Genomic DNA, 1,492 nt, shown 5'->3' on the forward strand with positions numbered 1-1,492 from the left:
TTTTTTTTTTTTCAATTTTAATAGATTAAAAAAAACCTAGTCATAATTGGACTAAGCTCTTTTAAATCATATAGTATTGTGAAAGTCTATGACCTCTCTAGTACATTTACAATCCGACTTAATAGGTCATTTTGCTTCTTTAATTCCTCGTTTCGGATTTTAAATAATTTATAGAAGTAGGAGATTACTACTATAAGACCTGCAGGAATTGCAATGTAAAAAAGCATAATAATGATTGGAAATATACCTAATACTGTATCCATTTTAACACTCCACATCCTTTATAGTTTATATTTAGATTATGTTTGCCTATACAAGCTTTATGTCTTTAAAATAGGTGAAAGGAATAAGAGGTGTCTACAAGGTGTGGAAAAAACTGCAAAATGGAACTATATCAAATGTTAGAAAATCAGCAATATTTCCCATAAAAAAAGAGAGTCTCAAAAGTACTTTGACTTTTGCTCTCTCTCTTTTGCCAGTCTACAATCTGAATTTAACTTTGCTTTAATTTTTGTTTTTGATCTAAAAAATGATAAATTGCATGAGCTACGCCTGCTTCTTCATTTGTTTTTGTAACAAATGCACAGTGGCCTTTTAGCTCTTCTTTTGCATTTCCCATAGCTACTGGAAAACCTACTCGATTAAACATAGAGACATCATTAAAACTATCTCCAATTGCCATGCTCTCATTTAAATCTACTCCAAGGATTGGTGCAAGCTTTAATAATGCCGCTCCTTTACTTACATTTGCTGCATTAATTTCAACGTTATTTGAGCCTGACGAAGTAATTAGTAGACCCTCTTCTTGCATTAGTTTTAGACGAATGCGACTAATAACCTCTTCATTCTTGGAAAGAAATAATATTTTATATACATCAAGATTATTAAAATCTTCAATAGAAGAGTAAGTTCGAACCTTTCTTAAAGTAGCTGTCACTTTGTGTGTTTTGCCGGTTTGCTTATCAGTGAAAAATTCATCATATAGTGTATCACGACACTTTGTAAATGATCCTTCACTTGTACTAATAATAAATGTTTTATTTTCCGCTTCACATATGCTTAAGGCTTTCGCAAAAATTTCTTTATCCATTGAATCGTTGTGTAAAATTTTCGCCTCATAGTCATATATTTGAGAGCCATTTAAACAAACAATTGGACAACTTAGACCAGCCTCATCTAATACTTCCTTTGCACTTTCATACATTCTACCTGTAGAAATGACAACATGGATTCCTTCCTTTTGTGCCGCCCGGATGCTTTCAATGTTTTCCATTGGTATTCCATTCTTACCATTTACCAGTGTACCATCCATATCAATTGCAATTAGTGCCATGTCGTTCTCTCCTTTTCTACTATTCTCTTATAATCTGAATGCTAACTATTCACCAATTCTACTAAAGCATTCTTATTACAATTTATTTATTTTCTATTTTATGTTTTCATTCTTTATTATTATAACGCAAAAAAAGACCTTCTGCATTCAGAAGGTCTT

2 protein-coding genes are annotated in these 1,492 nt (G+C 31.6%); both read right to left on the reverse strand.

From position 1 onward, the window contains the following. Positions 1–86: 86 nt before the first annotated feature. On the reverse strand, positions 87–263 hold the full coding sequence (locus CN514_RS26040; protein ID WP_176526066.1) for a hypothetical protein: 177 nt from the start codon (positions 261–263) through the stop codon (positions 87–89). A 230-nt stretch (positions 264–493) separates the two neighbouring features. After that, the gene (locus CN514_RS24310; protein WP_098234768.1) at positions 494–1,333 is read right to left on the reverse strand and encodes a Cof-type HAD-IIB family hydrolase; all 840 of its coding nucleotides are present in this window, start codon (positions 1,331–1,333) and stop codon (positions 494–496) included. Positions 1,334–1,492: the final 159 nt, after the last annotated feature.

The organism is Bacillus sp. AFS001701 (genome assembly GCF_002559405.1).
Taxonomy (GTDB): Bacteria; Bacillota; Bacilli; order Bacillales; family Bacillaceae_G; genus Gottfriedia.

Coding starts and splice junctions, on each gene's coding strand:
- CN514_RS24310 (WP_098234768.1), bottom strand. CDS start 1,333: ATGGCACTAATTGCAATTGATATGGATGGTACACTGGTAAATGGTAAG.
- CN514_RS26040 (WP_176526066.1), bottom strand. CDS start 263: ATGGATACAGTATTAGGTATATTTCCAATCATTATTATGCTTTTTTAC.